General features: G+C 52.4%; 22 protein-coding genes and 4 pseudogenes. 24 read left to right on the forward strand and 2 right to left on the reverse strand.

The features are described from left to right. The 10 genes and pseudogenes from flgC to flgL all read left to right on the forward strand — a co-directional run bounded on the left by flgC (position 1) and on the right by flgL (position 9,429). Positions 1–404 (forward strand): annotated as a pseudogene (gene flgC, locus ABZJ92_RS00780) (flagellar basal body rod protein FlgC). 11 nt (positions 405–415) lie between these two features. Then, positions 416–1,111 (forward strand): flagellar hook assembly protein FlgD, encoded by a 696-nt coding sequence (flgD, locus tag ABZJ92_RS00785; protein ID WP_000020476.1) that lies wholly within the window; start codon positions 416–418, stop codon positions 1,109–1,111. A gap of 24 nt (positions 1,112–1,135) precedes the next feature. Beyond that, positions 1,136–2,275 (forward strand): flagellar hook protein FlgE, encoded by a 1,140-nt coding sequence (locus ABZJ92_RS00790; protein ID WP_000885835.1) that lies wholly within the window; start codon positions 1,136–1,138, stop codon positions 2,273–2,275. A 183-nt stretch (positions 2,276–2,458) separates the two neighbouring features. Beyond that, a pseudogene (flgF, locus tag ABZJ92_RS00795) lies at positions 2,459–3,046 on the forward strand (flagellar basal body rod protein FlgF); the annotation flags it as partial. Positions 3,047–3,183: 137 nt separating this feature from the next. Next, positions 3,184–3,966: a flagellar basal-body rod protein FlgG gene (gene flgG, locus ABZJ92_RS00800; protein WP_000625826.1), complete on the forward strand. Its 783-nt coding sequence runs from the start codon at positions 3,184–3,186 to the stop codon at positions 3,964–3,966. Between the two features lie 52 nt (positions 3,967–4,018). Continuing rightward, the gene (gene flgH / locus ABZJ92_RS00805) at positions 4,019–4,717 is read left to right on the forward strand and encodes a flagellar basal body L-ring protein FlgH (protein ID WP_001295442.1); all 699 of its coding nucleotides are present in this window, start codon (positions 4,019–4,021) and stop codon (positions 4,715–4,717) included. Between the two features lie 11 nt (positions 4,718–4,728). Next, positions 4,729–5,826, forward strand: coding sequence for a flagellar basal body P-ring protein FlgI (gene flgI / locus ABZJ92_RS00810; RefSeq protein ID WP_000589326.1), 1,098 nt, complete (start codon positions 4,729–4,731; stop codon positions 5,824–5,826). Further along, entirely contained in the window at positions 5,826–6,767 is a 942-nt protein-coding gene (gene flgJ / locus ABZJ92_RS00815) for a flagellar assembly peptidoglycan hydrolase FlgJ (protein WP_005048129.1), read from the forward strand. The genes flgI and flgJ overlap by 1 nt, the downstream gene beginning before the upstream one ends. 65 nt (positions 6,768–6,832) lie before the next feature. Further along, positions 6,833–8,475 (forward strand): annotated as a pseudogene (flgK, locus tag ABZJ92_RS00820) (flagellar hook-associated protein FlgK). Positions 8,476–8,486: 11 nt separating this feature from the next. After that, positions 8,487–9,429 (forward strand): annotated as a pseudogene (flgL, locus tag ABZJ92_RS00825) (flagellar hook-associated protein FlgL). A gap of 196 nt (positions 9,430–9,625) precedes the next feature. On the opposite strand, the gene rne reads toward flgL, so the two are convergent. After that, the gene (gene rne, locus ABZJ92_RS00830) at positions 9,626–12,817 is read right to left on the reverse strand and encodes a ribonuclease E (protein ID WP_000827425.1); all 3,192 of its coding nucleotides are present in this window, start codon (positions 12,815–12,817) and stop codon (positions 9,626–9,628) included. 572 nt (positions 12,818–13,389) lie between these two features. Between rne and rluC the strand changes: the two genes are divergently transcribed. Then, entirely contained in the window at positions 13,390–14,349 is a 960-nt protein-coding gene (gene rluC / locus ABZJ92_RS00835) for a 23S rRNA pseudouridine(955/2504/2580) synthase RluC (RefSeq protein ID WP_000846343.1), read from the forward strand. A gap of 111 nt (positions 14,350–14,460) precedes the next feature. Here the strand turns inward: rluC and yceF are convergent, their stop codons facing one another. Next, positions 14,461–15,045, reverse strand: a complete 585-nt coding sequence (gene yceF, locus ABZJ92_RS00840) for a 7-methyl-GTP pyrophosphatase (RefSeq protein WP_001125203.1) — start codon at positions 15,043–15,045, stop codon at positions 14,461–14,463. A 198-nt stretch (positions 15,046–15,243) separates the two neighbouring features. Here yceF and yceD point away from each other — a divergent pair, with 198 nt between their 5' ends. The 13 genes from yceD to ABZJ92_RS00905 all read left to right on the forward strand — a co-directional run bounded on the left by yceD (position 15,244) and on the right by ABZJ92_RS00905 (position 26,023). Further along, a complete protein-coding gene (gene yceD / locus ABZJ92_RS00845) occupies positions 15,244–15,765 on the forward strand; it encodes a 23S rRNA accumulation protein YceD (RefSeq protein WP_001174482.1) in 522 nt (173 codons plus the stop codon). Positions 15,766–15,816: 51 nt separating this feature from the next. After that, positions 15,817–15,990 (forward strand): 50S ribosomal protein L32, encoded by a 174-nt coding sequence (gene rpmF, locus ABZJ92_RS00850; RefSeq protein ID WP_000290727.1) that lies wholly within the window; start codon positions 15,817–15,819, stop codon positions 15,988–15,990. An 80-nt stretch (positions 15,991–16,070) separates the two neighbouring features. Then, on the forward strand, positions 16,071–17,141 hold the full coding sequence (gene plsX, locus ABZJ92_RS00855; protein ID WP_000197568.1) for a phosphate acyltransferase PlsX: 1,071 nt from the start codon (positions 16,071–16,073) through the stop codon (positions 17,139–17,141). A gap of 67 nt (positions 17,142–17,208) precedes the next feature. Further along, positions 17,209–18,162 carry a beta-ketoacyl-ACP synthase III gene (fabH, locus tag ABZJ92_RS00860; protein ID WP_000288128.1) on the forward strand — a complete coding sequence of 318 codons (954 nt, stop codon included), beginning with the start codon at positions 17,209–17,211 and terminating at the stop codon, positions 18,160–18,162. A gap of 15 nt (positions 18,163–18,177) precedes the next feature. Further along, positions 18,178–19,107, forward strand: a complete 930-nt coding sequence (fabD, locus tag ABZJ92_RS00865) for an ACP S-malonyltransferase (protein WP_000191387.1) — start codon at positions 18,178–18,180, stop codon at positions 19,105–19,107. A gap of 12 nt (positions 19,108–19,119) precedes the next feature. Further along, entirely contained in the window at positions 19,120–19,854 is a 735-nt protein-coding gene (fabG, locus tag ABZJ92_RS00870; RefSeq protein ID WP_001008535.1) for a 3-oxoacyl-ACP reductase FabG, read from the forward strand. A gap of 210 nt (positions 19,855–20,064) precedes the next feature. After that, entirely contained in the window at positions 20,065–20,301 is a 237-nt protein-coding gene (gene acpP, locus ABZJ92_RS00875; RefSeq protein WP_000103754.1) for an acyl carrier protein, read from the forward strand. Positions 20,302–20,387: 86 nt separating this feature from the next. After that, a complete protein-coding gene (gene fabF, locus ABZJ92_RS00880) occupies positions 20,388–21,629 on the forward strand; it encodes a beta-ketoacyl-ACP synthase II (protein ID WP_000044679.1) in 1,242 nt (413 codons plus the stop codon). Between the two features lie 119 nt (positions 21,630–21,748). Then, a complete protein-coding gene (gene pabC / locus ABZJ92_RS00885; RefSeq protein WP_000478698.1) occupies positions 21,749–22,558 on the forward strand; it encodes an aminodeoxychorismate lyase in 810 nt (269 codons plus the stop codon). 2 nt (positions 22,559–22,560) lie between these two features. Beyond that, positions 22,561–23,583, forward strand: a complete 1,023-nt coding sequence (yceG, locus tag ABZJ92_RS00890) for a cell division protein YceG (protein WP_000756822.1) — start codon at positions 22,561–22,563, stop codon at positions 23,581–23,583. Continuing rightward, entirely contained in the window at positions 23,573–24,214 is a 642-nt protein-coding gene (gene tmk, locus ABZJ92_RS00895; protein WP_001257000.1) for a dTMP kinase, read from the forward strand. The genes yceG and tmk overlap by 11 nt, the downstream gene beginning before the upstream one ends. Next, positions 24,211–25,215, forward strand: a complete 1,005-nt coding sequence (gene holB / locus ABZJ92_RS00900; protein ID WP_001267940.1) for a DNA polymerase III subunit delta' — start codon at positions 24,211–24,213, stop codon at positions 25,213–25,215. The genes tmk and holB overlap by 4 nt, the downstream gene beginning before the upstream one ends. Positions 25,216–25,225: 10 nt before the next feature. Beyond that, positions 25,226–26,023: a metal-dependent hydrolase gene (locus tag ABZJ92_RS00905; protein WP_000480245.1), complete on the forward strand. Its 798-nt coding sequence runs from the start codon at positions 25,226–25,228 to the stop codon at positions 26,021–26,023. Positions 26,024–26,046 lie beyond the last annotated feature (23 nt).

Raw genomic sequence — 26,046 nt, forward strand, 5'->3', positions numbered from 1 at the left:
ATGGCACTGCTGAATATTTTTGATATCGCCGGGTCGGCGTTAACTGCCCAGTCCCAGCGCCTGAACGTGGCGGCCAGTAATCTGGCAAATGCTGATAGCGTGACCGGTCCTGATGGACAGCCATATCGGGCAAAACAGGTGGTATTCCAGGTTAACGCTGCACCAGGTGCTGCGACAGGCGGCGTAAAGGTTGCCGATGTTAAGAAAGTCAGGCCCCGGACAAACTGGTTTATGAACCAGGTAATCCGCTGGCAGATGCAAAGGGCTACATAAAAATGCCGAACGTTGATGTCGTCGGGGAGATGGTTAACACCATGTCGGCGTCACGCAGCTATCAGGCCAATGTTGAAGTGCTCAACACGGTGAAAAGCATGATGCTGAAAACCCTTACGCTCGGTCAATAAAGGAGAAAGCTATGTCCATTGCGGTAACCACCACCGATCCGACAAATACCGGCGTCAGTACCACCAGCAGTAGTTCGCTCACGGGCAGCAACGCCGCAGATTTACAAAGCAGTTTTCTGACTTTGCTGGTGGCGCAGCTGAAAAACCAGGACCCGACCAATCCAATGGAAAACAACGAGCTGACGTCGCAATTGGCACAAATCAGCACGGTCAGCGGGATTGAAAAACTCAATACCACGCTCGGATCTATTTCCGGACAGATTGATAACAGCCAGTCGTTACAGGCCAGTAACCTGATCGGTCACGGCGTGATGATCCCCGGCACAACTGTTCTTGCGGGAACCGGCAGTGAAGAAGGGGCTGTGACCACGACCACGCCGTTTGGTGTTGAGCTGCAACAGGCGGCAGACAAAGTTACGGCCACCATCACCGATAAAAATGGCGCGGTTGTGCGCACCATTGATATTGGTGAACTGACCGCCGGAGTTCACAGTTTCACCTGGGACGGTTCGTTGACTGATGGCAGCACTGCGCCGAACGGTTCTTACAATGTAGCGATTAGCGCCAGTAACGGTGGTACACAACTGGTTGCCCAGCCGCTGCAGTTTGCTCTGGTGCAGGGTGTGATCCGCGGCAACAGCGGTAATACGCTGGATCTCGGCACTTACGGCACCACCACCCTCGACGAAGTACGGCAGATAATTTAAGCCTTCACATTTCAGGAGTCAGTCATGGCCTTTTCTCAAGCGGTTAGCGGATTAAACGCTGCCGCCACCAACCTCGATGTTATTGGCAACAATATCGCCAACTCCGCCACCTACGGCTTTAAATCAGGCACGGCCTCTTTTGCCGATATGTTTGCCGGTTCGAAAGTGGGACTGGGGGTAAAAGTTGCCGGTATCACTCAGGACTTTACCGATGGCACGACCACCAACACCGGGCGAGGTCTGGACGTTGCTATCAGCCAGAACGGTTTTTTCCGTCTGGTAGACAGCAACGGTTCGGTGTTCTACAGCCGTAACGGACAATTTAAGCTGGATGAAAACCGTAACCTGTTGAATACGCAAGGTTTACAGCTGACGGGTTACCCGGTAACCGGTACGCCGCCGACTATTCAGCAAGGGGCGAATCCGACCAATATTTCGATCCCGAATACCCTGATGGCAGCGAAAACTACCACCACGGCGTCGATGCAGATCAACCTGAATTCCAGTGATCCGCTTCCTACTGTTACGCCATTCAGCGCCAGCAATGCGGATAGCTATAACAAAAAAGGTTCGGTGACTGTTTTCGACAGTCAGGGTAATGCTCATGACATGAGCGTCTATTTTGTGAAGACCGGGGATAATAACTGGCAGGTCTACACCCAGGATAGCAGTGATCCAAACAGCATTGCGAAGACAGCGACAACACTGGAATTTAATGCTAATGGCACATTAGTGGATGGTGCGATGGCGAATAATATCGCAACCGGCGCTAACAACATTGTGGCAACCACCCAGAATGGCTACAAACCGGGCGATCTGGTGAGTTATCAAATCAATGATGACGGTACGGTTGTCGGCAACAATTCCAACGAACAAACCCAACTGCTGGGGCAGATTGTACTGGCGAACTTTGCCAACAACGAAGGTCTGGCATCCGAAGGCGACAACGTCTGGTCTGCGACGCAATCTTCTGGCGTGGCGCTGTTGGGGACAGCCGGGACGGGAAACTTTGGCACTCTGACCAACGGTGCGCTGGAAGCGTCCAACGTCGATCTCAGTAAAGAACTGGTCAATATGATCGTTGCCCAGCGTAACTATAAGTCTAACGCCCAGACCATCAAAACCCAGGACCAGATCCTCAACACGCGGGTTAACTTACGCTAATCGCTGACGGGATAGCTCAATGGATCACGCAATTTATACTGCGATGGGAGCAGCCAGCCAGACGCTGAATCAACAGGCGGTAACCGCCAGTAATCTGGCCAATGCCTCTACGCCCGGTTTTCGCGCGCAGTTAAACGCCTTGCGCGCAGTGCCGGTGGAAGGGCTTTCACTGCCCACGCGCACGCTGGTAACGGCGTCAACACCGGGTGCAGACATGACGCCCGGCAAGATGGATTACACCTCTCGCCCGCTGGACGTTGCGTTGCAGCAGGATGGCTGGCCGTGCAGACCGCTGACGGCAGCGAAGGGTATACGCGTAATGGCAGCATTCAGGTTGATCCCACCGGGCAACTGACAATTCAGGGGCATCCGGTGATAGGCGAGGCGGGGCCAATTGCTGTGCCGGAAGGGGCGGAAATCACGATTGCTGCCGATGGCACAATCTCGGCGCTCAATCCGGGCGATCCGGCAAATACAGTTGCGCCAGTAGGGCGTCTGAAACTGGTGAAAGCCACGGGCAGCGAAGTGCAGCGCGGTGACGACGGCATTTTTCGTTTAAGCGCAGAAACCCAGGCCACGCGAGGGCCGGTACTGCAGGCAGATCCAACCTTGCGTGTGATGTCGGGGGTTCTGGAAGGCAGTAACGTCAATGCCGTTGCGGCAATGAGCGACATGATTGCCAGCGCGCGGCGTTTTGAAATGCAGATGAAGGTGATCAGCAGCGTCGATGATAACGCAGGCCGTGCCAACCAACTGCTGTCGATGAGTTAATTGAACGATTGATGACATTGCAATAAAAGCGCGCGGACTATTCCCTCGCCCCTTTGGGGAGAGGGTTAGGGTGAGGGGAAATTCACACTGTCGCGTGCTTCTGCTCTGCTTGTCAGCAATCCACTACAGGACATTATATGATCAGTTCATTATGGATCGCCAAAACGGGCCTTGACGCCCAGCAAACCAATATGGACGTCATTGCCAACAACCTGGCAAACGTCAGTACTAACGGTTTTAAGCGTCAGCGCGCGGTGTTTGAAGATCTGCTTTATCAAACCATTCGCCAGCCGGGGGCACAGTCTTCCGAACAAACCACCTTACCCTCCGGATTACAAATCGGCACGGGGGTACGCCCGGTCGCCACTGAACGCTTACACAGCCAGGGCAATCTGTCGCAGACCAATAACAGCAAAGATGTCGCGATTAAAGGGCAGGGCTTTTTCCAGGTAATGTTGCCAGATGGCTCATCAGCCTATATCCGTGACGGCTCTTTCCAGGTGGATCAGAACGGGCAGCTGGTGACGGCTGGTGGTTTTCAGGTGCAGCCAGCGATCACCATTCCGGCGAATGCGTTAAGTATCACCATCGGTCGTGATGGCGTGGTCAGCGTAACCCAACAAGGCCAGGCAGCTCCGGTTCAGGTTGGGCAGCTCAATCTCACCACCTTTATGAATGATACCGGACTGGAGAGCATTGGCGAAAACCTCTACACCGAAACGCAATCCTCCGGTGCACCGAACGAAAGCACGCCGGGCCTGAACGGCGCGGGACTGCTGTATCAAGGGTATGTTGAAACGTCTAACGTCAACGTGGCGGAAGAACTGGTCAATATGATTCAGGTGCAACGCGCTTACGAAATCAACAGTAAAGCGGTGTCCACCACCGATCAGATGCTGCAAAAACTGACGCAACTCTAAGGCATAACCGGTGGCAGGTTCACCGGTTTACTGATTTTTGAAGATGATAGCCATGCAAAAAAACGCTGCGCATACTTATGCCATTTCCAGCTTGTTGGTGCTTTCACTAACCGGCTGCGCCTGGATACCCTCCACGCCGCTGGTGCAGGGGGCGACCAGTGCACAACCGGTTCCCGGTCCGACGCCCGTCGCCAACGGTTCTATTTTCCAGTCTGCTCAGCCGATTAACTATGGCTATCAACCGCTGTTTGAAGATCGTCGACCACGCAATATTGGCGATACGCTGACCATCGTGTTGCAGGAGAACGTCAGCGCCAGCAAAAGCTCCTCTGCGAATGCCAGCCGTGACGGTAAAACTAATTTTGGCTTTGATACTGTGCCGCGCTATTTGCAGGGGCTGTTTGGTAACGCTCGTGCCGATGTCGAAGCCTCCGGTGGTAACACGTTCAACGGAAAGGGCGGGGCCAATGCCAGCAATACCTTTAGCGGCACGTTGACGGTGACGGTTGACCAGGTACTGGTCAACGGCAACCTGCATGTGGTGGGTGAAAAACAGATTGCCATTAATCAGGGTACCGAATTTATTCGCTTCTCGGGCGTGGTTAATCCACGCACTATCAGCGGCAGCAATACCGTACCGTCTACTCAGGTGGCGGATGCGCGTATTGAATACGTAGGCAATGGCTACATTAACGAAGCGCAAAATATGGGCTGGTTGCAGCGTTTCTTCCTTAACCTGTCGCCAATGTAAGTGAGGCTGTGGTGATTAAATTTCTCTCTGCATTAATTCTTCTACTGGTTACGACGGCGGCTCAGGCTGAGCGTATTCGCGATCTCACCAGTGTTCAGGGGGTAAGGCAAAACTCACTGATTGGCTATGGCTTGGTAGTGGGGCTGGATGGCACTGGTGACCAGACAACCCAGACGCCGTTTACCACACAAACGCTTAATAACATGCTCTCACAGCTGGGAATTACCGTTCCGACGGGCACCAATATGCAGCTAAAAAACGTCGCTGCGGTAATGGTGACAGCGTCACTTCCTCCGTTTGGACGTCAGGGGCAAACCATCGATGTGGTGGTTTCTTCCATGGGTAATGCCAAAAGCTTGCGTGGAGGTACGTTGTTGATGACTCCGCTTAAGGGCGTTGACAGTCAGGTGTATGCGCTGGCGCAGGGCAATATTCTGGTTGGCGGCGCAGGAGCCTCCGCAGGCGGTAGCAGTGTTCAGGTTAACCAACTGAACGGTGGACGGATCACCAATGGTGCGGTTATTGAACGTGAATTGCCCAGCCAGTTTGGCGTCGGGAATACCCTTAATTTGCAACTTAACGACGAAGATTTCAGCATGGCGCAGCAAATCGCTGACACCATCAACCGCGTGCGTGGATATGGCAGCGCCACCGCGTTAGATGCGCGGACTATTCAGGTGCGCGTACCAAGTGGCAACAGTTCCCAGGTCCGTTTCCTTGCCGATATCCAGAATATGCAGGTTAATGTCACCCCGCAGGACGCTAAAGTAGTGATTAACTCGCGCACCGGTTCGGTGGTGATGAATCGCGAAGTGACCCTCGACAGCTGCGCGGTAGCGCAGGGAAATCTCTCAGTAACAGTTAATCGTCAGGCCAATGTCAGCCAGCCAGATACACCGTTTGGTGGTGGACAGACTGTTGTTACTCCACAAACGCAGATCGATTTACGCCAGAGCGGCGGTTCGCTGCAAAGCGTACGTTCCAGCGCCAGCCTCAATAACGTGGTGCGTGCGCTCAATGCGCTGGGCGCTACGCCGATGGATCTGATGTCTATTTTGCAATCAATGCAAAGTGCGGGATGTCTGCGGGCAAAACTGGAAATCATCTGATGATCAGCGACAGCAAACTACTGGCAAGTGCGGCCTGGGATGCGCAATCACTCAACGAACTAAAGGCGAAAGCGAGCGAAGATCCGGCGGCAAATATCCGTCCGGTGGCCCGTCAGGTGGAAGGGATGTTCGTGCAGATGATGTTGAAAAGCATGCGCGACGCTTTACCAAAAGATGGCCTGTTCAGCAGCGAGCACACTCGTCTGTATACCAGTATGTATGACCAGCAAATTGCCCAACAGATGACGGCGGGCAAAGGTCTGGGGCTTGCAGAGATGATGGTTAAACAGATGACGCCAGAACAACCATTGCCAGAGGAGTCCACGCCAGCAGCACCGATGAAATTCCCGCTCGAAACCGTGGTGCGTTATCAAAACCAGACGCTTTCGCAGCTGGTGCAAAAGGCCGTACCACGTAACTACGATGATTCGCTGCCGGGTGACAGTAGAGCATTCCTCGCGCAACTCTCGCTGCCCGCCCAACTGGCAAGCCAGCAAAGCGGTGTGCCACATCATTTGATCCTCGCTCAGGCTGCGCTTGAATCTGGTTGGGGGCAACGGCAAATCCGCCGCGAAAACGGCGAGCCAAGCTATAACCTGTTTGGTGTCAAAGCCTCTGGCAACTGGAAAGGGCAAGTCACTGAAATCACCACGACTGAATATGAAAACGGCGAAGCGAAGAAAGTAAAAGCGAAGTTTCGGGTCTACAGCTCGTATCTGGAAGCATTGTCGGATTACGTTGGGCTGTTAACACGTAACCCGCGCTACGCCGCCGTGACGACCGCCGCGAGTGCGGAACAGGGGGCGCAGGTCCTACAGGACGCGGGCTATGCTACCGATCCTCACTATGCCCGTAAACTCACCAACATGATCCAGCAGATGAAATCGATAAGCGACAAGGTGAGCAAAACCTACAGCATGAACATTGATAATCTGTTCTGAATAACTCAAGTCCGGCGGGTCGCTGCCGATAATACTCTGTAATTGAAGGCTTATAAGGAACCTCCATGTCCAGCTTGATCAATAACGCCATGAGCGGACTGAACGCGGCCCAGGCGGCGTTAAATACGGCAAGTAATAATATCTCCAGCTATAACGTTGCCGGATATACCCGCCAAACCACTATTATGGCGCAGGCCAATAGCACGTTGGGCGCTGGCGGCTGGGTTGGCAATGGCGTCTACGTTTCTGGTGTGCAGCGTGAGTATGATACGTTTATTACCAACCAGTTACGTGCTGCGCAGACGCAAAGTAGCGGCCTGACCGCCCGCTATGAGCAGATGTCGAAAATCGACAATATGCTCTCCACCAGTACCTCTTCGCTGGCAACACAGATGCAGGATTTCTTCACCAGCCTGCAAACGCTGGTGAGTAACGCGGAAGACCCGGCGGCGCGCCAGGCGCTGATTGGGAAATCAGAAGGGTTGGTGAATCAGTTTAAAACCACCGATCAATATCTGCGCGACCAGGACAAACAGGTCAATATCGCGATAGGTGCCAGCGTTGATCAGATCAACAATTACGCTAAACAAATTGCCAGCCTGAACGATCAAATCTCGCGCCTGACAGGCGTGGGGGCAGGGGCGTCACCTAACAATCTGCTGGATCAACGCGATCAACTGGTGAGCGAATTAAACCAGATTGTTGGCGTAGAAGTCAGCGTTCAGGATGGCGGTACTTATAACATCACGATGCCAATGGTTACTCACTGGTTCAGGGAAGTACGGCGCGGCAACTGGCGGCAGTTCCTTCCAGCGCCGACCCTTCTCGTACGACTGTCGCTTACGTTGATGGGACGGCAGGCAATATTGAGATCCCGGAGAAATTACTGAATACCGGGTCGCTGGGCGGCATTCTGACATTCCGTTCTCAGGATCTGGACCAGACGCGTAATACGCTTGGACAACTGGCGCTGGCATTTGCCGAGGCTTTCAACAGCCAACACAAAGCCGGATTTGATGCTAACGGCGATGCTGGTGAAGATTTCTTTACTATCGGTAAGCCCGCGGTTCTGCAAAACACGAAAAACAAAGGTGACGTTGCGATCGGTGCCACGGTAACTGATGCCTCCGTGGTACTGGCGACAGATTACAAAATCTCGTTCGATAATAATCAGTGGCAGGTCACCCGCCTTGCCAGCAATACCACTTTTACGGCGACACCAGATGCCAACGGTAAAGTGGCATTTGATGGTCTGGAGTTGACGTTTACAGGAACGCCTGCCGTTAACGACAGCTTCACGCTGAAACCAGTAAGTGACGCCATCGTCAACATGGATGTATTAATCACCGACGAAGCGAAAATCGCGATGGCGAGCGAAGAAGATGCGGGTGATAGCGACAACCGCAACGGTCAGGCCCTGCTGGATCTGCAAAGCAACAGTAAAACGGTGGGCGGTGCGAAATCCTTTAACGACGCTTATGCCTCGTTAGTGAGTGATATCGGTAATAAAACCGCGACGTTGAAAACCAGTAGCACCACGCAAGGTAATGTGGTGACGCAGCTTTCCAATCAGCAGCAGTCGATTTCCGGTGTCAATCTCGATGAGGAGTACGGAAATCTGCAACGTTTTCAGCAGTATTACCTGGCGAATGCGCAGGTTCTGCAGACGGCAAACGCGATTTTTGATGCGCTGATTAACATTCGCTAAGGGGAGATAAAATGCGTTTCAGTACCCAGATGATGTACCAGCAAAACATGCGCGGCATCACCAATTCTCAGGCAGAATGGATGAAGTACGGCGAGCAGATGTCGACGGGTAAGCGAGTCGTTAACCCTTCAGACGATCCCATTGCTGCATCACAAGCTGTTGTTCTCTCCCAGGCACAGGCGCAAAACAGCCAGTACACGCTGGCACGTACTTTCGCCACTCAAAAAGTGTCACTGGAAGAGAGTGTACTTAGCCAGGTCACCACTGCTATCCAGAATGCTCAGGAAAAAATTGTCTACGCCAGCAATGGCACCTTGAGTGACGATGACCGGGCCTCGCTGGCTACGGATATTCAGGGGCTTCGTGACCAGTTGCTGAATCTGGCGAACACCACTGACGGTAATGGGCGCTACATATAAAACAGAGACTGCGCCGTTTAGTGAGGCTAACGGTGATTATGTTGGCGGAACAGAAAGTATTAAGCAACAGGTCGATGCTTCGCGTTCGATGGTGATAGGACATACGGGCGACAAAATTTTCGACAGTATTACCAGTAACGCGGTAGCGGAACCAGACGGTAGCGCTTCTGAAACCAATCTTTTTGCCATGCTGGATAGCGCCATCGCAGCCCTGAAAACGCCGGTCGCGGATAGCGAAGCGGATAAAGAAATCGCCGCTGCGGCATTGGATAAAACCAACCGTGGACTGAAAAACTCGCTGAATAATGTCCTTGCCGTTCGCGCGGAATTAGGCACGCAGCTGAACAAACTGGAGTCGCTGGATTCCTTAGGTAGCGATCGCGCTTTAGGGCAAACGCAGCAGATGAGCGATCTGGTTGATGTGGACTGGAATGCAACTATTTCATCTTACATCATGCAGCAAACGGCATTGCAGGCATCGTATAAAGCATTTACCGATATGCAGGGATTGTCGCTCTTCCAGCTCAACAAATAAGCTCGCTTTAAAACATATCATGAAACTGGGTATGTTTTGTCTGCCCGCTCTGGGATCGCCGGGGCGGGCATTTTTTTTGCCTATTTTGCATTGTTGGTTAGCAAGGATGCCATTTGATGAATTTTAATATGTTGATTCAAACATGAAATAAAAAAGCCCTGGCAGTTACCAGGGCTTGATTACTTTGAGCTAATTATTACTCAACAGGTTGCGGACGCGCAGGAGCGGCAGAGGCATGATGCGTTGCCGTATGACCACCTGCGGCACCTTTACCTTCGAAGGCAAAAGTAGGGCGCTGCCAGTCACTGTGACGCGGTGCCTCCGGAACATATTCCGGTGCCGGAGCGCGCGTCATTGGCGCGGTAGCGTGGTTATGCTCAACGGTGATCTCTGGTTCAACCGCGGCCACCGTTTCAACTTCTGCTGCGACTTCAGCGACGACTGGCGCGGCAGGTTGAGCAACAACTTCAGGTTCAGCAACCACAACCTCAGCAGTTTCGGCAACTTCTTCAATATCTGCATCTGCCGTCTCTTCCTGCGGTTCAACCATCGGTTCTGCGTGTTCTGCGACTTCCTGGGCTACGGCAACATCAGACTCGGTAATCACCTGCGGCTGTTCAGTTACCGCGGCGGCAATCACTTCAGGATGCGTCGTTTCAACCACTTCCGGTTGCGGTTCGGCAACCGGTACGGGGGCTTCTACGACTTCAGCCATTTCTTCAACAACTGGCGCGCTAACAACAGGTTCGACAGCGGCGGCGACAGGGACCTCAGTCACCATCGGCTGCACTTGTACTTCTTCCTGTTCGCGCTGCTCTTCAACTTGTACATCTTGCGGACGTACAATTGGATAGCGGATCCAGACTTTGCCAGAGGCCAGTTCCGGAGACGCGCACGCTACGGTCAACGGCATTGGCGACTGGGTTGGATAACGCTCGTCACGATAGCGACGACGACGCTGACCACTCACGCGCAGGTGACGAGGCGAGCGGCGAGAACGACGCGGCATGCCACCGTTGTCACGGTTATCAGCATTGTTCTCTTCTTGCTGTTCTGGTGCAGTTTGCGCTACGACTGGCAGCGGGACTTTCACCAGTTCTGTGCGTGGAGCTGGAGCTTCCTGAACAATTGGTTCGGCAGCGGCAGTTTCTTCAACCACCGGTGCGACTACCGCTTCTTCGGCTACGCTTTGCTCGTAACGCACTTTCTGATTGAGCTGACGCTGTTTACGACGCGGCTGAACCGGACGTACACGTTCTTCCTGTTCGGTTTCCTGAACAGATTGCTCTTCAACATTCAGCGCCTTCGCTTCTTGTTGCGCCTGACGTTTATCATCGTTACGGCGGCGGCTACGTTCACGACGCGGCACTTGCTGCTCGTCGGTGGTACGTGCTTTTTCCGTTACCTCAGCCTGCTGACGGCTCTCACGCGTCTCGGCAGTTTGCTGCTGTGCCTGGCGACGATTACGACGGTTTTCTTCGCGATTATCGCTGCCTTCAGTACGTTCACTACGGGTGTCGCGGCGCTCATTACGGTCACGGCGGTTGCTCTGACGAGGTTTGCGACGATCCTGTTGACGTTCCGGTTTCGCTTCTGCTTTCGGTGTTGGTTGCTCGGTCGGTTTGGCTTCTTCACCACCGCTGAACAGCGCTTTCAGTGCGCCGAAGAAGCGGCTTAACAGCCCAGGTTGTGCAGGAGCTGCTGGTGTTGCCGTTGCAGCTTTCGGTGCTGGGGCTACGACAGTCGCGGCAGGTTCAGCTGGGGTTGGCGCTGGCGGTACATCCGGCATGGCAAAGGTTGCCAGTGCAGGTTGTTCAGGACGCTTACGTTCAGCGAACTCTTCTTCAGACGGCAGCGCCATCGCTTCTTCATGCAGCTTCGGCAGCATGTAGCTTAAGGTCGGCGTTTCTTCCCCTTTGCGCACGCGCAACACGTGGTAGTGCGGGGTTTCCATCTGATCGTTTGGCACAATCACGCAGCGAACACCGTCCTGACGCGTTTCAATCGCATTCACCGCAGAACGTTTTTCATTCAGCAGATAAGAAGCGATTGGCACAGGAACAATGGCGTGAACTTCCTGGGTGTTCTCTTTCAGCGCTTCTTCTTCGATCAAACGCAGAATAGAGAGCGACAGCGATTCGTTGTCACGCACGGTACCGGTACCGGAGCAGCGCGGGCAGACGTGATGGCTGGATTCACCCAGTGATGGGCTCAGGCGCTGGCGGGACATTTCCAGCAGGCCAAAGCGAGAAATATGGCTGATTTGAATACGCGCACGGTCCTGACGCACCGCTTCACGCAGACGGTTTTCTACCGCACGCTGGTGGCGTACTGGCGTCATGTCGATGAAGTCGATAACAATCAGGCCGCCGAGGTCACGCAGGCGCAGCTGACGAGCAATCTCATCGGCGGCTTCGAGGTTGGTGTTAAACGCAGTTTCTTCGATATCGCCGCCGCGGGTCGCGCGTGCGGAGTTGATGTCGATGGCTGTTAACGCTTCGGTGCTGTCGATAACAATGGAACCACCGGATGGCAGACGGACTTCACGCTGGAAGGCGGACTCGATCTGCGACTCGATCTGGTAGTGGCTGAACAGCGGGATCTCGCCGGTGTACAGTTTGATTTTGCTGCTGAAATCCGGGCGACCTAATGCAGCGATATGCTGACGTGCCAGTTCGAGGACTTTCGGGTTATCGATAAGGATTTCGCCGATATCCTGACGTAAATAATCGCGGAAGGCGCGAACGATTACGTTGCTCTCCTGATGAATCAGGAACGGAGCCGGGCGGCTTTCAGCGGCTTTTTTGATGGCTTCCCAGTGTTTCAGGCGGAAGCTTAAATCCCATTGCAGCGCCTCAGCAGATTTGCCTACGCCAGCGGTGCGCACGATAAGCCCCATGCCTTCCGGCAGTTCAAGGCTTGCCAGTGCTTCTTTTAATTCGGTACGGTCATCGCCTTCGATACGGCGAGAAATGCCACCTGCGCGCGGGTTATTTGGCATCAGAACCAGATAGCTACCCGCCAGACTGATAAAGGTGGTTAATGCCGCGCCTTTGTTGCCGCGCTCTTCTTTATCGATCTGAACAATGACTTCCTGACCTTCACGCAACACATCTTTAATGTTGGGACGACCATGAGCACTGTAGTTAGCAGGGAAATATTCGCGGGCAATTTCTTTTAGTGGGAGGAAACCGTGACGTTCAGCGCCGTAATCAACAAAAGCAGCTTCCAGACTCGGTTCAATGCGGGTGATTTTACCTTTGTAGATGTTTGCCTTTTTCTGCTCGTGCCCTGGACTTTCGATATCCAGGTCATACAGACGCTGCCCATCTACAAGGGCAACGCGCAACTCTTCCTGCTGAGTTGCGTTGATTAACATTCTTTTCATCGTAACTTACTCATTATTCTTACATTGACGACTAAGCTGCGGGCAAAGTAACGCCTTTCCGGGTGTGAACCGATGGCCTCGTGTCTAGTCGCGTCGCCAACCTCACGGTTATCGTCAGCTCAAAGAGGCGCAGAGTGTCGGTTGCCCGTTTTTCATGCGGAAAAACAGCGCAATTATCAAAGAAACAGACTGGGTATTACTCTCCAGAAATATTTCCATCTACCGGTAAGGACTGCAACCCGCAGCCCGCTAACTGCCTGAAAGATCAATACGTCTTACGCCATTGCTGCGTGGATGATCGGTCGGGCAAAATGGGTTATTCCGTAAAATTTCTTGTTTTAACAAGGATGGACACGGAAACGGCCTCATTATTCCACTGCAAGCCTTGTTATAGCAAGATGACTTTTACCATTTATCACCCGCTTACTCACAGTTTTTTCACTTCTTGCTGGTGATTGGTTTAATAACCATCAATAAAGTGATCACGTAGTGAAGTAATAAGGTGCAAAACTAAAAATAAGCATAGAAAAATGAGTGGCGCGAATCCTGTTGGCTAATTAGAATCGCCCACCATGAAAACAGAGACTCCATCCGTAAAAATTGTTGCTATCACCGCTGACGAAGCGGGGCAACGTATCGATAACTTTTTGCGTACCCAATTGAAAGGCGTACCAAAAAGTATGATTTACCGTATTTTGCGTAAAGGTGAAGTGCGGGTGAACAAAAAACGTATTAAGCCTGAATATAAACTCGAAGCGGGTGATGAGGTGCGTATCCCACCGGTTCGCGTTGCTGAGCGGGAAGAAGAGGCGGTTTCGCCACATCTGCAAAAGGTGGCGGCGCTGGCGGACGTCATCTTATATGAAGATGATCATATCCTGGTGCTGAATAAACCTTCCGGTACGGCGGTACATGGCGGCAGTGGTTTAAGCTTCGGCGTTATCGAAGGTTTGCGGGCGTTGCGCCCGGAAGCGCGGTTCCTTGAACTGGTTCATCGTCTCGACCGGGACACTTCAGGTGTGTTGCTGGTAGCGAAAAAACGCTCGGCGTTGCGTTCTCTGCATGAGCAATTACGTGAAAAAGGAATGCAAAAAGATTACCTGGCGCTGGTGCGCGGTCAGTGGCAGTCGCATGTGAAGAGCGTTCAAGCGCCGTTATTGAAAAATATTCTGCAAAGCGGCGAACGTATCGTGCGTGTCAGTCAGGAAGGCAAACCGTCGGAAACACGCTTTAAAGTGGAAGAACGCTATGCATTTGCCACCCTGGTGCGTTGTAGCCCGGTAACCGGACGTACTCATCAGATCCGTGTGCATACACAGTATGCGGGTCATCCGATTGCCTTTGACGATCGCTACGGTGACCGTGAATTTGACAGACAGCTCACTGAAGCAGGCACGGGATTAAATCGTCTGTTCCTGCACGCCGCAGCGTTGAAGTTTACCCATCCGGGGACCGGTGAGGTGATGCGTATCGAAGCGCCGATGGATGAAGGTTTGAAGCGTTGTTTGCAAAAGCTGCGTAACGCGCGCTAATACAAGCATATAAGCCTGATAATGGGCGGTTGGCCTGATAAGGCGTTTACGCCGCATCAGGCCGCCTGCACCGATTGCCGGATGCGACGTAACCGCATCCGGCGCAAACAACTATCCCATCAGCGGGTTTTTCCCTTCCCGACGTAACATCTGACACAGCGCGATTAGCGGTAAACCAACCAGCGTGTTAGGGTCACGTCCCTCTAAACGCTCAAACAGCGTAATGCCAAATCCTTCACTCTTAAAGCTACCCGCGCAGTGCAGGGGATGCTCCTTACGCACGTAATTATCAATCTCCGCCTCGCTTAGGTGACGGAAATGGACGTCAAAAGGCTCCACTTCTGTTTGTAGATGCCCATTCGCCGAATTAAACAACGCCAGTCCAGTATAGAAGGTGACGATATTGCCGCTGGCTTTGCGTAATTGCAGACGGGCATTTTCTTCCGTTAACGGTTTACCGGTGATTTCGCCATCAAGAACACATACCTGGTCTGAACCAATAATTAAATGATCCGGATAACGTGACGCCAGAGATTGCGATTTTTCTTGTGCCAGTCGAAGCACCAACTGTCGCGGTGATTCGTCGCTGCGTGGGGTTTCGTCGACCTCAGGTGCTGCACATTCAAAAGAGATTTGCAGTTTTTCCAGAAGAGCGCGACGCCATGGCGAGGTGGAGGCTAAAATAAGTTTAGGCATATTTTTTTCCATCAGATATAGCGTATTGATGATAGCCATTTTAAACTATGCGCTTCGTTTTGCAGGTTGATGTTCGTTATCAGCACTGAACGAAAATAAAGCAGTAACCCGCAATGTGTGCGAATTATTGGCAAAAGGCAACCACAGGCTGCCTTTTTCTTTGACTCTATGACGTTACAAAGTTAATATGCGCGCCCTATGCAAAAGGTAAAATTACCCCTGACTCTCGATCCGGTTCGTACGGCTCAAAAACGCCTTGATTACCAGGGTATCTATACCCCTGATCAGGTTGAGCGCGTCGCCGAATCCGTAGTCAGTGTGGACAGTGATGTGGAATGCTCCATGTCGTTCGCTATCGATAACCAACGTCTCGCAGTGTTAAACGGCGATGCGAAGGTGACGGTAACGCTCGAGTGTCAGCGTTGCGGGAAGCCGTTTACTCATCAGGTCTACACAACGTATTGTTTTAGTCCTGTGCGTTCAGACGAACAGGCTGAAGCACTGCCGGAAGCGTATGAACCGATTGAGGTTAACGAATTCGGTGAAATCGATCTGCTTGCAATGGTTGAAGATGAAATCATCCTCGCCTTGCCGGTAGTTCCGGTGCATGATTCTGAACACTGTGAAGTGTCCGAAGCGGACATGGTCTTTGGTGAACTGCCTGAAGAAGTGCAAAAGCCAAACCCATTTGCCGTATTAGCCAGCTTAAAGCGTAAGTAATTGGTGCTCCCCGTTGGATCGGGGATAAACCGTAATTGAGGAGTAAGGTCCATGGCCGTACAACAGAATAAACCAACCCGTTCCAAACGTGGCATGCGTCGTTCCCATGACGCGCTGACCGCAGTCACCAGCCTGTCTGTAGACAAAACTTCTGGTGAAAAACACCTGCGTCACCACATCACTGCCGACGGTTACTACCGCGGCCGCAAGGTCATCGCTAAGTAATCACGCGTCTGCGTGATGAAGCTTAGTGAGGATTTTCCCCAGGCAACTGGGGAAAGACCAAACCGGGCGGCGACGATACCTTGACACGTCTAACCCTGGCGTTAGATGTCATGGGAGGGGATTTTGGCCCTTCCGTGACAGTGCCTGCAGCATTGCAGGCACTGAATTCTAATTCGCAACTCACTCTTCTTTTAGTCGGCAATCCCGACGCCATCACGCCATTACTTGCTAAAGCTGACTTTGAACAACGTTCGCGTCTGCAGATTATTCCTGCGCAGTCAGTTATCGCCAGTGATGCCCGGCCTTCGCAAGCTATCCGCGCCAGCCGTGGGAGTTCAATGCGTATGGCCCTGGAGCTGGTGAAAGAAGGTCGAGCGCAAGCCTGTGTCAGTGCCGGTAATACCGGGGCACTGATGGGGCTGGCAAAATTATTACTCAAGCCCCTGGAGGGGATTGAGCGTCCGGCGCTGGTGACGGTATTACCACATCAGCAAAAGGGCAAAACGGTGGTCCTCGATTTAGGGGCCAACGTCGATTGTGACAGCACAATGTTGGTGCAATTTGCCATTATGGGCTCAGTTCTGGCTGAAGAGGTGGTGGAAATTCCCAATCCTCGCGTGGCGTTGCTCAATATTGGTGAAGAAGAAGTAAAGGGTCTTGACAGTATTCGGGATGCCTCAGCGGTGCTTAAAACAATCCCTTCTATCAATTATATCGGCTATCTTGAAGCCAATGAGTTGTTAACTGGCAAGACAGATGTGCTGGTTTGTGACGGCTTTACAGGAAATGTCACGTTAAAGACGATGGAAGGTGTTGTCAGGATGTTCCTTTCTCTGCTGAAATCTCAGGGTGAAGGGAAAAAACGGTCGTGGTGGCTACTGTTATTAAAGCGTTGGCTACAAAAGAGCCTGACGAGGCGATTCAGTCACCTCAACCCCGACCAGTATAACGGCGCCTGTCTGTTAGGATTGCGCGGCACGGTGATAAAAAGTCATGGTGCAGCCAATCAGCGAGCTTTTGCGGTCGCGATTGAACAGGCAGTGCAGGCGGTGCAGCGACAAGTTCCTCAGCGAATTGCCGCTCGCCTGGAATCTGTATACCCAGCTGGTTTTGAGCTGCTGGACGGTGGCAAAAGCGGAACTCTGCGGTAGCAGGACGCTGCCAGCGAACTCGCAGTTTGCAAGTGACGGTATATAACCGAAAAGTGACTGAGCGTACATGTATACGAAGATTATTGGTACTGGCAGCTATCTGCCCGAACAAGTGCGGACAAACGCCGATTTGGAAAAAATGGTGGACACCTCTGACGAGTGGATTGTCACTCGTACCGGTATCCGCGAACGCCACATTGCCGCGCCAAACGAAACCGTTTCAACCATGGGCTTTGAAGCGGCGACACGCGCAATTGAGATGGCGGGCATTGAGAAAGACCAGATTGGCCTGATCGTTGTGGCAACGACTTCTGCTACGCACGCTTTCCCGAGCGCAGCTTGTCAGATTCAAAGCATGTTGGACATTAAAGGTTGCCCGGCATTTGACGTTGCAGCAGCCTGTGCAGGTTTCACCTATGCATTAAGCGTAGCCGATCAATACGTGAAATCTGGGGCGGTGAAGTATGCTCTGGTCGTCGGTTCCGATGTACTGGCGCGCACCTGCGATCCAACAGATCGTGGGACTATTATTATTTTTGGCGATGGCGCGGGCGCTGCGGTGCTGGCTGCCTCTGAAGAGCCGGGAATCATTTCCACCCATCTGCATGCCGACGGTAGTTATGGTGAATTGCTGACGCTGCCAAACGCCGACCGCGTGAATCCAGAGAATTCAATTCATCTGACGATGGCGGGCAACGAAGTCTTCAAGGTTGCGGTAACGGAACTGGCGCACATCGTTGATGAGACGCTGGCGGCGAATAATCTTGACCGTTCTCAACTGGACTGGCTGGTTCCGCATCAGGCTAACCTGCGTATTATCAGTGCAACGGCGAAAAAACTCGGTATGTCGATGGACAATGTCGTGGTGACGCTGGATCGCCACGGTAATACCTCTGCGGCCTCTGTCCCGTGCGCGCTGGATGAAGCTGTACGCGACGGGCGCATTAAGCCGGGGCAGTTGGTTCTGCTTGAAGCCTTTGGCGGTGGATTCACTTGGGGCTCTGCGCTGGTTCGTTTCTAGGATAAGGATTAAAACATGACGCAATTTGCATTTGTGTTCCCTGGACAGGGTTCTCAAACCGTTGGAATGCTGGCTGATATGGCGGCGAGCTATCCAATTGTCGAAGAAACGTTTGCTGAAGCTTCTGCGGCGCTGGGCTACGACCTGTGGGCGCTGACCCAGCAGGGGTCAGCTGAAGAACTGAATAAAACCTGGCAAACCCAGCCAGCGCTGTTGACTGCATCTGTTGCGCTGTATCGCGTATGGCAGCAGCAGGGCGGTAAAGCACCGGCAATGATGGCCGGTCACAGCCTGGGGGAATACTCCGCGCTGGTTTGCGCTGGCGTGATTGATTTCGCTGATGCGGTGCGTCTGGTTGAGATGCGCGGTAAGTTCATGCAAGAAGCCGTACCGGAAGGCACGGGCGCTATGGCGGCAATCATCGGTCTGGATGATGCGCCTATTGCGAAAGCGTGTGAAGAAGCTGCAGAAGGTCAGGTCGTTTCTCCGGTAAACTTTAACTCTCCGGGACAGGTGGTTATTGCCGGTCATAAAGAAGCGGTTGAGCGTGCTGGCGCTGCCTGTAAAGCTGCTGGCGCAAAACGCGCGCTGCCGTTACCAGTGAGCGTACCGTCTCACTGTGCGCTGATGAAACCAGCAGCCGACAAACTGGCAGTAGAATTAGCGAAAATCACCTTTAACGCACCAACAGTTTCTGTTGTGAATAACGTTGATGTGAAATGCGAAACCAATGGTGATGCCATCCGTGACGCACTGGTACGTCAGTTGTATAACCCGGTTCAGTGGACGAAGTCTGTTGAGTACATGGCAGCGCAAGGCGTAGAACATCTCTATGAAGTCGGCCCGGGCAAGGTGCTTACTGGCCTGACGAAACGCATTGTCGACACCCTGACCGCCTCGGCGCTGAACGAACCTTCAGCGATGGCAGCGGCGCTCGAGCTTTAAAAGAGGAAAATCATGAATTTTGAAGGAAAAATCGCACTGGTAACCGGTGCAAGCCGCGGAATTGGCCGCGCAATTGCTGAAACGCTCGCAGCCCGTGGCGCGAAAGTTATTGGCACTGCGACCAGTGAAAATGGCGCTCAGGCGATCAGTGATTATTTAGGTGCCAACGGCAAAGGTCTGATGTTGAATGTGACCGACCCGGCATCTATCGAATCTGTTCTGGAAAAAATTCGCGCAGAATTTGGTGAAGTGGATATCCTGGTCAATAATGCCGGTATCACTCGTGATAACCTGTTAATGCGAATGAAAGATGAAGAGTGGAACGATATTATCGAAACTAACCTTTCATCTGTTTTCCGTCTGTCAAAAGCGGTAATGCGCGCTATGATGAAAAAGCGTCATGGTCGTATTATCACTATCGGTTCTGTGGTTGGTACCATGGGAAATGGCGGTCAGGCCAACTACGCTGCGGCGAAAGCGGGCTTGATCGGCTTCAGTAAATCACTGGCGCGCGAAGTTGCGTCACGCGGTATTACTGTAAACGTTGTTGCTCCGGGCTTTATTGAAACGGACATGACACGTGCGCTGAGCGATGACCAGCGTGCGGGTATCCTGGCGCAGGTTCCTGCGGGTCGCCTCGGCGGCGCACAGGAAATCGCCAACGCGGTTGCATTCCTGGCATCCGACGAAGCAGCTTACATCACGGGTGAAACTTTGCATGTGAACGGCGGGATGTACATGGTCTGACCGCGATTTGCACAAAATGCTCATGTTGCGCGCAGTCTGCGTGGTTATGAGTAATAATTAGTGCAAAATGATTTGCGTTATTGGGGGGTAAGGCCTCAAAATAACGTAAAATCGTGGTAAGACCTGCCGGGATTTAGTTGCAAATTTTTCAACATTTTATACACTACGAAAACCATCGCGAAAGCGAGTTTTGATAGGAAATTTAAGAGTATGAGCACTATCGAAGAACGCGTTAAGAAAATTATCGGCGAACAGCTGGGCGTTAAGCAGGAAGAAGTTACCAACAATGCTTCTTTCGTTGAAGACCTGGGCGCGGATTCTCTTGACACCGTTGAGCTGGTAATGGCTCTGGAAGAAGAGTTTGATACTGAGATTCCGGACGAAGAAGCTGAGAAAATCACCACCGTTCAGGCTGCCATTGATTACATCAACGGCCACCAGGCGTAAGTGAACATCTCCAGGCGGTCGTTCGACCGCCTGAGTTTTATCTTTTTGTCCCACTAGAATCATTTTTCCCTCCTTGGAGGACAAACGTGTCTAAGCGTCGTGTAGTTGTGACCGGACTGGGCATGTTGTCTCCTGTCGGCAATACCGTAGAGTCTACCTGGAAAGCTCTGCTTGCCGGTCAGAGTGGCATCAGCCTAATCGACCATTTCGATACTAGCGCCTATGCAACGAAATTTGCTGGCTTAGTAAAGGATTTTAACTGTGAGGACATTATCTCGCGCAAAGAACAGCGCAAGATGGATGCCTTCATTCAATATGGAATTGTCGCTGGCGTTCAGGCCATGCAGGATTCTGGCCTTGAAATAACGGAAGAGAACGCAACCCGCATTGGTGCCGCAATTGGCTCCGGGATTGGCGGCCTCGGACTGATCGAAGAAAACCACACATCTCTGATGAACGGTGGTCCACGTAAGATCAGCCCATTCTTCGTTCCGTCAACGATTGTGAACATGGTGGCAGGTCATCTGACTATCATGTATGGCCTGCGTGGCCCAAGCATCTCTATCGCGACCGCCTGTACTTCCGGCGTGCACAACATTGGCCATGCTGCGCGTATTATCGCGTATGGCGATGCTGACGTGATGGTTGCAGGTGGCGCAGAGAAAGCCAGTACGCCGCTGGGCGTTGGTGGTTTTGGCGCGGCACGTGCATTATCTACCCGCAATGATAACCCGCAAGCGGCGAGCCGCCCGTGGGATAAAGAGCGTGATGGCTTCGTACTGGGCGATGGTGCCGGTATGCTGGTACTTGAAGAGTACGAACACGCGAAAAAACGCGGTGCGAAAATTTACGCTGAACTCGTCGGCTTTGGTATGAGCAGCGATGCTTATCATATGACGTCACCGCCAGAAAATGGCGCAGGCGCAGCTCTGGCAATGGCAAATGCTCTGCGTGATGCAGGCATTGAAGCGAGTCAGATTGGCTACGTTAACGCGCACGGTACTTCTACGCCGGCTGGCGATAAAGCTGAAGCGCAGGCGGTGAAAACCATCTTCGGTGAAGCTGCAAGCCGTGTGTTGGTAAGCTCCACGAAATCTATGACCGGTCACCTGTTAGGTGCGGCGGGTGCAGTAGAATCTATCTACTCCATCCTGGCGCTGCGCGATCAGGCTGTTCCGCCAACCATCAACCTGGATAACCCGGATGAAGGTTGCGATCTGGATTTCGTACCGCATGAAGCACGTCAGGTCAGCGGAATGGAATACACGCTGTGTAACTCCTTCGGCTTCGGTGGCACTAATGGTTCTTTGATCTTTAAAAAGATCTAAGTTGTCATTTTCCACCCATATAAAAGGTCCGCTTGCGGGCCTTTTTTCTTAGCTTTTATTCCGACTTGTTCCGTAGTGAACATGCTGCCACACTAACAATTCTCTGATAAGGAGCCGGTATGTTCTTAATTAACGGTTATAAGCAGGAATCGCTGGCAGTAAGCGATCGGGCAACGCAGTTTGGTGATGGTTGTTTTACCACCGCCAGAGTTATCGACGGTAAAGTCAGTTTGTTATCGGCGCATATCCTGCGACTACAGGATGCTTGTCAGCGGTTGATGATTTCCTGTGACTTCTGGCCTCAGCTTGAACAAGAGATGAAAACGCTGGCAGCAGAACAGCAAAATGGTGTGCTGAAAGTCGTGATCAGTCGCGGTAGTGGCGGGCGAGGGTACAGCACATTGAACAGCGGACCAGCAACGCGGATTCTCTCCGTTACGGCTTATCCTGCACATTACGACCGTTTGCGTAACGAAGGGATGACGTTGGCGCTAAGCCCGGTGCGGCTGGGGCGCAATCCTCATCTTGCAGGTATTAAACATCTTAATCGGCTTGAGCAAGTATTGATTCGCTCTCATCTTGAGCAGACAAACGCTGATGAGGCGCTGGTCCTTGACAGCGAAGGGTGGGTTACGGAATGCTGTGCGGCTAATTTGTTCTGGCGGAAGGGCAATGTAGTTTATACGCCGCGACTGGATCAGGCAGGTGTTAACGGCATTATGCGACAATTCTGTATCCGTTTACTGGCACAATCCTCTTATCAGCTTGTCGAAGTGCAAGCCTCGCTGGAGGAGGCGTTGCAGGCAGATGAGATGGTTATTTGTAATGCGTTAATGCCAGTGATGCCCGTACGTGCCTGTGGCGATGTCACCTTTTCGTCAGCAACGTTATATGAATATTTAGCCCCACTTTGTGAGCGCCCGAATTAGTCATGAAAAAAGTGTTATTGATTATCTTGTTATTGCTGGTGGTACTGGGTATCGCCGCTGGTGTGGGCGTCTGGAAGGTTCGCCATCTTGCCGACAGCAAATTGCTTATCAAAGAAGAGACGATATTTACCCTGAAGCCAGGGACCGGACGTCTGGCGCTCGGTGAACAGCTTTATGCTGATAAGATCATCAATCGCCCACGGGTTTTTCAATGGCTGCTGCGTATCGAACCGGATCTTTCTCACTTTAAAGCCGGGACTTACCGCTTTACACCGCAGATGACCGTGCGCGAGATGCTGAAATTGTTGGAAAGCGGTAAAGAAGCACAGTTCCCGCTGCGACTGGTAGAAGGGATGCGTCTGAGCGACTACCTCAAGCAATTGCGTGAGGCTCCGTATATCAAGCACACGCTGAGTGACGATAAGTACGCCACCGTAGCGCAGGCACTTGAACTGGAAAACCCGGAGTGGATTGAAGGTTGGTTCTGGCCAGACACCTTGATGTATACCGCCAATACCACCGATGTCGCGTTACTCAAGCGAGTTCACAAGAAAATGGTGAAAGCGGTCGATAGCGCCTGGGAAGGGCGTGCGGACGGTCTGCCTTATAAAGATAAAAATCAGCTGGTGACGATGGCATCAATTATCGAAAAAGAAACCGCCGTTGCCAGTGAACGCGATCAGGTTGCCTCGGTATTTATCAACCGTTTACGCATTGGTATGCGCCTGCAGACCGACCCAACCGTGATTTACGGGATGGGAGAGCGTTATAATGGCAAACTTTCTCGTGCAGACCTGGAAACGCCGACAGCGTATAACACCTATACCATTACCGGTTTGCCGCCGGGTGCGATAGCTACGCCGGGGGCGGATTCGCTGAAGGCTGCTGCGCATCCGGCAAAAACGCCGTATCTCTATTTTGTGGCCGATGGTAAAGGTGGTCACACGTTTAATACCAATCTTGCCAGTCATAACAAGTCTGTGCAGGATTATCTGAAAGTGCTTAAGGAAAAAAATGCGCAGTAAGTATATCGTCATTGAGGGGCTGGAAGGCGCAGGCAAAACTACCGCGCGTAATGTGGTGGTTGAGACGCTCGAGCAACTGGGTATCCGCGACATGGTTTTCACTCGGGAACCTGGCGGTACGCAACTTGCCGAAAAGTTAAGAAGCCTGGTGCTGGATATCAAATCGGTAGGCGATGAAGTCATTACCGATAAAGCCGAAGTTCTGATGTTTTATGCCGCGCGCGTTCAACTGGTAGAAACGGTCATCAAACCTGCGCTGGCTAACGGCACCTGGGTGATTGGCGATCGCCACGATCTTTCCACTCAGGCGTATCAGGGCGGAGGACGTGGTATTGACCAACATATGCTGGCAACACTGCGTGATGCTGTTCTCGGGGATTTTCGCCCAGACTTAACGCTCTATCTCGATGTTACCCCGGAAGTTGGCTTAAAACGCGCGCGTGCGCGCGGCGAGCTGGATCGTATTGAGCAAGAGTCTTTCGATTTCTTTAATCGCACCCGCGCCCGCTATCTGGAACTGGCTGCACAAGATAAAAGTATTCATACCATTGATGCCACCCAGCCGCTGGAGGCCGTGATGGATGCAATCCGCACTACCGTGACCCACTGGGTGAAGGAGTTGGACGCATGAGATGGTATCCATGGTTACGACCTGATTTCGAAAAACTGGTAGCCAGCTATCAGGCCGGAAGAGGTCACCATGCGCTACTCATTCAGGCGTTACCGGGCATGGGCGATGATGCTTTAATCTACGCCCTGAGCCGTTATTTACTCTGCCAACAACCGCAGGGCCACAAAAGTTGCGGTCACTGTCGTGGATGTCAGTTGATGCAGGCTGGCACGCATCCCGATTACTACACCCTGGCTCCCGAAAAAGGGAAAAATACGCTGGGCATTGATGCGGTACGTGAGGTCACCGAAAAGCTGAATGAGCACGCACGCCTAGGTGGTGCGAAAGTTGTCTGGGTAACCGATGCTGCCTTACTGACCGACGCCGCGGCTAACGCATTGCTGAAAACGCTTGAAGAGCCACCAGCAGAAACCTGGTTTTTCCTGGCTACCCGCGAGCCTGAACGTTTACTGGCAACATTACGTAGTCGTTGTCGGTTACATTACCTTGCGCCGCCTCCAGAACAGTACGCCGTGACTTGGCTTTCACGCGAAGTGACAATGTCACAGGATGCATTACTTGCCGCATTGCGCTTAAGCGCCGGTTCGCCTGGCGCGGCACTGGCGTTGTTTCAGGGAGATAACTGGCAGGCTCGTGAAACATTGTGTCAGGCGTTGGCATATAGCGTGCCATCGGGCGACTGGTATTCGCTGCTGGCGGCCCTTAATCATGAACAAGCTCCGGCGCGTTTACACTGGCTGGCAACGTTGCTGATGGATGCGCTAAAACGCCATCATGGCGCTGCGCAGGTGACCAATGTTGATGTGCCGGGCCTGGTCGCCGAACTGGCAAACCATCTTTCTCCCTCGTGCCTGCAGGCTATACTGGGGGATGTTTGCCACATTCGTGAACAGTTAATGTCTGTCACAGGCATCAACCGCGAGCTTCTCATCACCGATCTTTTACTGCGTATTGAGCATTACCTGCAACCGGGCGTTGTGTTACCGGTTCCTCATCTTTAAGAGAGACATCATGTTTTTAGTCGACTCACACTGCCATCTCGATGGTCTGGATTATGAATCTTTGCATAAGGACGTGGATGACGTTCTGGCGAAAGCCGCCGCACGCGATGTGAAATTTTGTCTGGCAGTCGCCACAACATTACCGGGTTATTTACATATGCGGGATCTGGTAGGCGAACGTGACAACGTCGTATTTTCTTGTGGCGTGCATCCACTCAACCAGAATGATCCCTACGATGTAGAAGATTTACGCCGTCTGGCGGCAGAAGAGGGTGTTGTAGCGCTGGGTGAAACCGGGCTGGATTATTATTACACACCGGAAACTAAAGTACGTCAGCAAGAGTCCTTCATCCATCATATCCAGATTGGTCGTGAACTGAACAAGCCGGTTATCGTCCATACCCGTGACGCCCGTGCCGATACGCTGGCAATTCTGCGCGAAGAAAAAGTGACGGATTGCGGTGGCGTACTACACTGTTTTACAGAGGACAGAGAAACGGCGGGTAAATTACTGGATCTCGGATTTTACATCTCCTTTTCCGGCATTGTGACCTTCCGTAATGCGGAGCAACTGCGCGATGCTGCGCGTTATGTCCCCCTGGATCGATTACTGGTGGAAACTGACTCACCTTACCTTGCGCCGGTACCGCATCGAGGAAAAGAGAATCAACCTGCGATGGTTCGTGACGTTGCAGAATACATGGCTGTGTTGAAAGGTGTTGCCGTTGAAGAACTGGCGCAGGTAACCACCGATAACTTCGCCCGTCTGTTTCACATCGACGCTTCCCGCCTTCAATCCATCCGTTGAATGAGTTTTTTTAAAGCTCGTAA

The organism is Shigella sp. FJ200513, from assembly GCF_040495915.1.
GTDB lineage: Bacteria > Pseudomonadota > Gammaproteobacteria > Enterobacterales > Enterobacteriaceae > ECMA0423.

Bases quoted from the DNA above. Each gene is read 5' to 3' on its own strand.
- flgD (WP_000020476.1), top strand. From the start codon at position 416: ATGTCCATTGCGGTAACCACCACCGATCCGACAAATACCGGCGTCAGT.
- ABZJ92_RS00790 (WP_000885835.1), top strand. From the start codon at position 1,136: ATGGCCTTTTCTCAAGCGGTTAGCGGATTAAACGCTGCCGCCACCAAC.
- flgG (WP_000625826.1), top strand. From the start codon at position 3,184: ATGATCAGTTCATTATGGATCGCCAAAACGGGCCTTGACGCCCAGCAA.
- flgH (WP_001295442.1), top strand. From the start codon at position 4,019: ATGCAAAAAAACGCTGCGCATACTTATGCCATTTCCAGCTTGTTGGTG.
- flgJ (WP_005048129.1), top strand. From the start codon at position 5,826: ATGATCAGCGACAGCAAACTACTGGCAAGTGCGGCCTGGGATGCGCAA.
- rne (WP_000827425.1), bottom strand. From the start codon at position 12,817: ATGAAAAGAATGTTAATCAACGCAACTCAGCAGGAAGAGTTGCGCGTT.
- rluC (WP_000846343.1), top strand. From the start codon at position 13,390: ATGAAAACAGAGACTCCATCCGTAAAAATTGTTGCTATCACCGCTGAC.
- yceF (WP_001125203.1), bottom strand. From the start codon at position 15,045: ATGCCTAAACTTATTTTAGCCTCCACCTCGCCATGGCGTCGCGCTCTT.
- yceD (WP_001174482.1), top strand. From the start codon at position 15,244: ATGCAAAAGGTAAAATTACCCCTGACTCTCGATCCGGTTCGTACGGCT.
- rpmF (WP_000290727.1), top strand. From the start codon at position 15,817: ATGGCCGTACAACAGAATAAACCAACCCGTTCCAAACGTGGCATGCGT.
- fabH (WP_000288128.1), top strand. From the start codon at position 17,209: ATGTATACGAAGATTATTGGTACTGGCAGCTATCTGCCCGAACAAGTG.
- fabD (WP_000191387.1), top strand. From the start codon at position 18,178: ATGACGCAATTTGCATTTGTGTTCCCTGGACAGGGTTCTCAAACCGTT.
- fabG (WP_001008535.1), top strand. From the start codon at position 19,120: ATGAATTTTGAAGGAAAAATCGCACTGGTAACCGGTGCAAGCCGCGGA.
- acpP (WP_000103754.1), top strand. From the start codon at position 20,065: ATGAGCACTATCGAAGAACGCGTTAAGAAAATTATCGGCGAACAGCTG.
- pabC (WP_000478698.1), top strand. From the start codon at position 21,749: ATGTTCTTAATTAACGGTTATAAGCAGGAATCGCTGGCAGTAAGCGAT.
- yceG (WP_000756822.1), top strand. From the start codon at position 22,561: ATGAAAAAAGTGTTATTGATTATCTTGTTATTGCTGGTGGTACTGGGT.
- tmk (WP_001257000.1), top strand. From the start codon at position 23,573: ATGCGCAGTAAGTATATCGTCATTGAGGGGCTGGAAGGCGCAGGCAAA.
- holB (WP_001267940.1), top strand. From the start codon at position 24,211: ATGAGATGGTATCCATGGTTACGACCTGATTTCGAAAAACTGGTAGCC.
- ABZJ92_RS00905 (WP_000480245.1), top strand. From the start codon at position 25,226: ATGTTTTTAGTCGACTCACACTGCCATCTCGATGGTCTGGATTATGAA.